Source organism: Kitasatospora sp. NPDC056273 (assembly GCF_042268845.1).
GTDB lineage: Bacteria > Actinomycetota > Actinomycetes > Streptomycetales > Streptomycetaceae > Kitasatospora.
In genome coordinates this window covers 26,865-33,127 of the sequence record NZ_JBHJSJ010000079.1, presented here as the reverse complement: position 1 = coordinate 33,127, position 6,263 = coordinate 26,865, and the positions used below count along the sequence as shown (strand labels likewise).

Genomic DNA, 6,263 nt, shown 5'->3' with positions numbered 1-6,263 from the left:
GACAGGGCCCGGGCTGATGCCCGGGCCCTTCCCGCGTTTCCGAACGCCTGCCGCCGTTACTTCTTCTCCTTCGGCGCCTCGGCGTCGGTGGACAGCGCGGCGATGAAGGCCTCCTGCGGGACCTCCACGCGGCCGACCATCTTCATCCGCTTCTTGCCTTCCTTCTGCTTCTCCAGCAGCTTCCGCTTACGGGAGATGTCACCGCCGTAGCACTTGGCGAGGACGTCCTTGCGGATCGCGCGGACCGTCTCACGGGCGATCACCCGGGAGCCGATGGCCGCCTGGATCGGCACCTCGAACTGCTGGCGGGGGATGAGCTTCTGGAGCTTGCCCGCCATCATCACGCCGTAGCCGTAGGCCTTGTCCTTGTGGACGATCGCGGAGAAGGCGTCCACCGCGTCGCCGTGCAGCAGGATGTCGACCTTCACCAGCTGGGCGGACTGCTCGCCGATGGGCTCGTAGTCCAGCGAGGCGTAGCCGCGGGTCTTGGACTTCAGCTGGTCGAAGAAGTCGAAGACGATCTCCGCGAGCGGCAGGGTGTAGCGCAGCTCGACCCGGTCCTCGGACAGGTAGTCCATGCCCTGGAGGTTGCCGCGGCGGGACTGGCAGAGCTCCATGATCGCGCCGACGAACTCGTTGGGCGCGAGGATGGTGCCGCGCACCACCGGCTCGAACACCTCGGCGATCTTGCCGGTGGGGAACTCGCTCGGGTTGGTGACGGTGTGCTCGGTGCCGTCCTCCATGACCACCCGGTAGACCACGTTCGGGGCGGTGGAGATCAGGTCGAGGTTGAACTCGCGCTCCAGGCGCTCCCGGATGATCTCCAGGTGCAGCAGGCCGAGGAAGCCGCAGCGGTAGCCGAAGCCGAGCGCGACCGAGGTCTCCGGCTCGTACACCAGCGCGGCGTCGTTGAGCCGCAGCTTGTCGAGGGCGTCGCGCAGCAGCGGGTAGTCCGAGCCGTCCAGCGGGTAGAGGCCGGAGAACACCATCGGGCGCGGGTCCTTGTAGCCGCCCAGCGCCTCGGTGGCGCCCTTGTGCATCGAGGTGATCGTGTCACCGACCTTGGACTGCCGGACGTCCTTCACACCGGTGATGATGTAGCCCACCTCGCCGACGCCGAGGCCGTCGGCGACCTTCGGCTCGGGCGAGATGACGCCGATCTCCAGCAGCTCGTGGGTCGCGCCGGTGGACATCATCGAGATCCGCTCGCGCTTGGTGAGCTGCCCGTCCACCACACGGACGTAGGTGACCACGCCGCGGTAGGAGTCGTACACCGAGTCGAAGATCATCGCGCGGGCCGGGGCGTCCTTGACGCCGACCGGGGCCGGGACGGTGTTGACGATGTGGTCCAGCAGGTCCTCGACGCCCAGGCCGGTCTTGGCGCTGACCTGGAGCACGTCGGAGGGGTCGCAGCCGATGATGTGGGCGATCTCGGCCGCGTACTTCTCCGGCTGGGCGGCCGGCAGGTCGATCTTGTTGAGGACCGGGACGATCGTGAGGTCGTTCTCCAGCGCCAGGTACAGGTTGGCGAGGGTCTGCGCCTCGATGCCCTGGGCCGCGTCGACCACCAGGATGGTGCCCTCGCACGCGGCGAGGGAGCGGGACACCTCGTACGTGAAGTCCACGTGGCCGGGGGTGTCGATCATGTTGAGGATGTGCGTCGTCCCGGCGTTCGGACCGGTCTTCGGCGCCCACGGAAGGCGGACCGCCTGCGACTTGATGGTGATGCCGCGCTCACGCTCGATGTCCATGCGGTCGAGGTACTGGGCACGCATCTGCCGGGGGTCGACGACGCCGGTGATCTGCAGCATCCGGTCTGCGAGCGTCGACTTGCCGTGGTCGATGTGGGCGATGATGCAGAAGTTGCGGATCAGCGCCGGGTCGGTACGGCTGGGCTCTGGCACATTGCTGGGGGTCGCGGGCACCTTGGTCCGATTCTCCGTTGGTCCGGGGCCGGGGGTGTCCGGGTCATCGCTGACCGGTTTCCCGGGGACCGGACGGGCTCGTCCGATCGAAATAGTCCCTGCCATCTTCCCACGACCGCGGGGCGGGCCGCCGTTCGGGCACCCGGGGCCGTCCGGGGCCGCCCTCACGAGCGGTCGGGGGCGGCCCTCGCGGGCGCCCGGGTTTGGGGCGGGCAGCGGGCCCCTGGTAGCGTGGGCTGCTGCACCCGGCCTCGGCATGCCCTCTCAGCTGGTCCGACGGCCACCGGGTGCGAACCCGTTCAAATCCTTAGACAAGACTGAGGCTCCTTCGTGGCGAACATCAAGTCCCAGATCAAGCGCAACAAGACCAACGAGAAGGCGCGCCTGCGCAACAAGGCCGTCAAGTCCTCGCTGAAGACCGCTCTGCGCAAGGCCCGTGAGGCCGCTGCCGCCGGCGAGACCGAGAAGGCCACCGAGCTGGCCCGCGCCGCCTCCAAGGCGCTGGACAAGGCCGTGAGCAAGGGCGTCATCCACGCCAACCAGGCCGCCAACAAGAAGTCGGCCATCACCAAGCGCGTCAACACCGCCGTCCAGGCCTGACGCCCCGGGGTCTTCGACCCCCACCGCTTCGGAGCGACCCGGCCCTCTACCCGGCCCCCCGAGGCGCGCAAGACTCGCACCGCACGCGGCCTGCGTTCGCCACGCGGGTGCGGTGCACAGAAGCAGTGCGACAGGCGTCGCAGCCGGCCTCTCCCCGAGGCCGCTGCGGCGCCTGTCGCGTTCCGCGGCCCGGCGGCTATCGTCGGTCGGGTCCGACCGGGGTGCGGGGAGCACCTCGGCGCCAGGTCCAGGGGGGAACTTCCATGACGACGCCACCGCCGCCGCAGCCACCGAACGGACCGGGATACGGCTTCCCGCAGCCGCCGAACGGACCGGGGTACGGCTTCCCGCAGCAGCAGCCGGGCGGGGGCGCGCAGCCCGTACCGGGCGCTCCCGGCCCCGCGGGCGCCGGCGGCTTCGGACCGCCGCCGGGGCTGCCCACCGCGCCCGGCCTGCCCGCCGCCCCCGCCCCCGGGCGGAGCGGGAACCTGCGGCGCAACGCCGTCTGGGCGTTCGTCGGCGCGGTGACCGTCTCGATCGGCTGGGCCGCCGCCGTGACGGCCGTTCCCGGCCTGGTCAGCAGCGACTCCTCGCCGCGCGACCTGCGCGGCTACCACCTCTCCGACGACTTCTGCGCCACCGGGAAGCCCACGAAGCTCCTGCAGACCTACTCCGTCTCGGACACCTCCAAGCCGACCCACCACACCGACCGGCACCCGGCGCTGGACAGCATGAACTGCTCGATGTCGCTCAAGCGCACCGGCGGCACCAGCGACAGCGAGTCCGCCACCCTCTACATGCGCGTCGACCTGCACAAGGCGGTCAACCCGGCGCCCGAGCTGGAGGCCAACAAGGAGCTCTACCGGGCCCGCGGCTACCAGGTCACCGACATCGCGGGGCTCGGCGAGGAGGCGTACTTCCTGTACAAGGACGACGGCTCGGACCAGTACCACAGCGTCTACGCCGAACTGGACATCCGCGACGGCGGGATGACGTACTACGTCACCTACTCGGCCGGCTACACCGAGGGCAAGGGCAAGCCGCCGACCAAGGAGGAGCTGCGCACCGCCCTCCAGTCCGACGGGCAGGACACCGTGCGGGCCATGAAGAAGTAGCGCCGGGGCCCGCGGCGCCGGGCCGTCAGTAGGCGGGCCGGGAGCCGGCCCGGGAGGCCCGGGCGACGGCGACCACCGCGCGCTCCAGGGCGTACGCCGGGTCGTCCGAGCCGCCCTTGACGGCGGCGTCGGCCTGGGCGATCGCGGTCAGCGCGGTGGCCACCCCGTCGCCCGTCCAGCCGCGCATCTGCTGGCGGACCCGGTCGACCTTCCACGGCGGCATGCCCAGCTCGCGGGCCAGGTCGCCCGGGCGCATGTTCCGCCCGGCGCTCGCCAGCCGGCCGATGCTGCGCACGCCGGAGGCCAGCGCGTAGGTGATGCCGGTCGGCGGCTGGCCGACGGCCAGCGCCCAGCGCAGCCGCTCCAGCGCCTCCGCGGCCCGGCCGGTGACCGCCAGGTCGGCGACCTCGAAGCCGGTCGCCTCGGCCCGGCCGCTGTAGTAGCGGGCCACCACCGTCTCGTCGATCGTGCCCTCGACGTCGGAGGTCAGCTGGTTGCAGGCGGCCGCCAGCTCGCGCAGGTCGCTGCCGAGCGCGTCCAGCAGCGCCTGGCAGGCCTCCGGGGTCGCGGAGCGGCCCAGGGTGCGGAACTCGCCCTTGACGAAGGCCAGCCGCTCGCTCGCCTTGGCCAGCTTGGGGCAGGCCACCTCGCGCCCGCCGGCCTTGCGCCCGGCGTCCAGCAGGCCCTTGCCCTTGGCGCCGCCGGCGTGCACCAGCACCATGATCACTTCTTCGGCCGGGGCCTCGATGTACGCCTTGACCTCCTTCACGGAGTCGGCGGAGAGGTCCTGCGCGGCCCGGACCACGATCACCTTGCGCTCGGCGAACAGCGACGGCGTGGTCAGCTCGGCCAGGCTGCCGGGCTGCAGGCCGCCGGGCGGCAGGTCCCGTACGTCGGTGTCCGGGTCCGCCGCCTTCGCCGCCGCCACCACCTGGGCGACCGCGCGGTCCAGCAGCAGCTCCTCCTGGCCGACCGCGAGGGTCAGCGGGGCGAGCAGGTCGTCGGGTGCACTCTTCCTGGCCATCGCCTACCAGCATCCCACGGGCCGCGGACACTCCCGCCCGACGGAGCGGGCGGCCGACCTGGACAATGTCCGGGTGAGCGAGAACCACACCACCGACCTCCCGGCCGTCGACGACCCGTACGCCCGGCAGCTGCTCGTCCTGCCCGACCGCGACACCGCCGAGGAGGCCGCCGAGGAGCTCGGCGCCGCCCAGCCCGACCTCGGCGAGCTCGAAGTCGTCCGCGACGCGCTCGCGGGCGAGGACGACGCCGAGGACGCCCAGTGGCTGGTCGTGGCCGAGGCCCCGGAGAGCGGCTGGACCCCGGCGCTGCTGCACGCCCTCGACCGCCTCGCGGCCGGCTACGAGGGCTGGCGCGAGGAGGCGTGACGGCCTGAGGGCCTGAGGGTCCCTGATCAGAGGTGCGGGGACTCGGGCGCGCCCCCGAGCCGCAGCTCGCCGACACCGTCCAGGACCTTCTCCGCCGAGGCGACGTGGCGGCCCGCCGTGACGACGTCGCGCAGGCAGCGGTCGAGCGGGGTGCGCTCGGTGTAGACCGCGGCCGATCCCACGGCGTCGTACAGGAGTTGGACCGCCTCCCGGCAGGCCCGGTGGGCGAACCGGCGGGCCAGCGCCGCCGTGCCGCGCTCCGGCGCCAGGCCCGCCGCCTGGGCCGCCCAGGCCTGCTCCAGCGTGCGGTACACGTAGGCGTCCGCCGCGCCGATCAGCGACTCGGCGTGCGCGAGGTCGGCCCGGACCCCCGGGTAGGGCAGCGCGGTGCGCCGGGGGGACAGCAGCTCCCGGGCGCCGGCCAACGCGGCCCGGCCGATCCCCAGCGGCACGCCCGCCATCTTGAGGGCGAGGTTGTCGGCGCGCAGGTGGAGCGGCTCCGCCCGGGTGCCGGACGGCGCCAGGGCGAAGGTGTGCCGCTCCGGGACGAACAGGTCGGCGACCTCGATGTCGTGCGAGCCGGTGCCGCGCAGCCCGGTGGTGTGCCAGGTGTCCAGCACCCGGACCTGCGCGGCGTCCAGGACGGCGACCCTCGGGGTGCCCTCCGGGGTCAGGAACCCGGCCAGCACCCGGTCGGCGTGGGTGATCCCGCTGGCGTGGGTCCAGCGGCCGGTCAGCAGGTGGCCGCCGCCGTGCCGGACCGACCGCCCGGCCGGCGGCAGCACCGTCGCGGTGATCAGGTCCGGGTCCGGGAACAGCTCGGCGAAGACGTCCTCGGGCAGCGAGACCACGGCCAGCGAGGCGTTCAGCGCGACGGACGCGCACCAGGCGACCGAGGCGTCGCCCTCGGCCAGCAGGTCGATCGCCCGGGTGGTCTCCGGCACGGTCAGCTCGACCCCGCCCAGCCGCGGCGGCAGGGCGGCCCGCAGCAGCCCGGTGGCCTTCAGGCCCGCCAGGACGTCACCGGGGATCCGGCCCAGCCGTTCGGTCTCCGGCGCGGTGGCCGGCAGGCCGGCGGCGTAGCTCCGTACCCGGTCCAGGACCGAGGCGGCGGTGCGGGCCGTCCCGGTCCGGGGCGTACCGGTCCGGGCCGTCCCGGTCCGGGGCGGCAGTTCGAGGGTGGTCATCCGGTCCTCCTGGTTCGGCGGGTGCGGTGGGGTTCTCCGGGGCGG

Annotated in this window: 6 protein-coding genes; 3 read left to right on the top strand and 3 right to left on the bottom strand. The window is 73.0% G+C overall.

Translation table 11 applies throughout. The annotated features are described in order from the left end of the window. Window positions 1–56: 56 nt before the first annotated feature. Window positions 57–1,925, bottom strand: coding sequence for a translation elongation factor 4 (gene lepA / locus ACFCY1_RS38360; RefSeq protein WP_063780165.1), 1,869 nt, complete (start codon window positions 1,923–1,925; stop codon window positions 57–59). 330 nt (window positions 1,926–2,255) lie between these two features. Between lepA and rpsT the strand changes: the two genes are divergently transcribed. Together rpsT and ACFCY1_RS38350 are read left to right on the top strand one after the other, a co-directional pair. Further along, complete coding sequence (gene rpsT, locus ACFCY1_RS38355) at window positions 2,256–2,525, top strand: 30S ribosomal protein S20 (RefSeq protein WP_030309778.1); 270 nt, start codon at window positions 2,256–2,258, stop codon at window positions 2,523–2,525. Window positions 2,526–2,788: 263 nt separating this feature from the next. Continuing rightward, on the top strand, window positions 2,789–3,640 hold the full coding sequence (locus ACFCY1_RS38350; protein WP_181970581.1) for a hypothetical protein: 852 nt from the start codon (window positions 2,789–2,791) through the stop codon (window positions 3,638–3,640). 25 nt (window positions 3,641–3,665) lie between these two features. Here the strand turns inward: ACFCY1_RS38350 and holA are convergent, their stop codons facing one another. Then, a complete protein-coding gene (holA, locus tag ACFCY1_RS38345) occupies window positions 3,666–4,664 on the bottom strand; it encodes a DNA polymerase III subunit delta (RefSeq protein WP_375877524.1) in 999 nt (332 codons plus the stop codon). Between the two features lie 73 nt (window positions 4,665–4,737). On the opposite strand from holA, the gene ACFCY1_RS38340 reads away from it, so the two are divergent. Then, on the top strand, window positions 4,738–5,031 hold the full coding sequence (locus tag ACFCY1_RS38340) for a hypothetical protein (protein ID WP_049657893.1): 294 nt from the start codon (window positions 4,738–4,740) through the stop codon (window positions 5,029–5,031). 26 nt (window positions 5,032–5,057) lie between these two features. Here the strand turns inward: ACFCY1_RS38340 and ACFCY1_RS38335 are convergent, their stop codons facing one another. Beyond that, window positions 5,058–6,218 (bottom strand): acyl-CoA dehydrogenase family protein, encoded by a 1,161-nt coding sequence (locus tag ACFCY1_RS38335; RefSeq protein ID WP_375877523.1) that lies wholly within the window; start codon window positions 6,216–6,218, stop codon window positions 5,058–5,060. Between the last annotated feature and the right edge of the window lie 45 nt (window positions 6,219–6,263).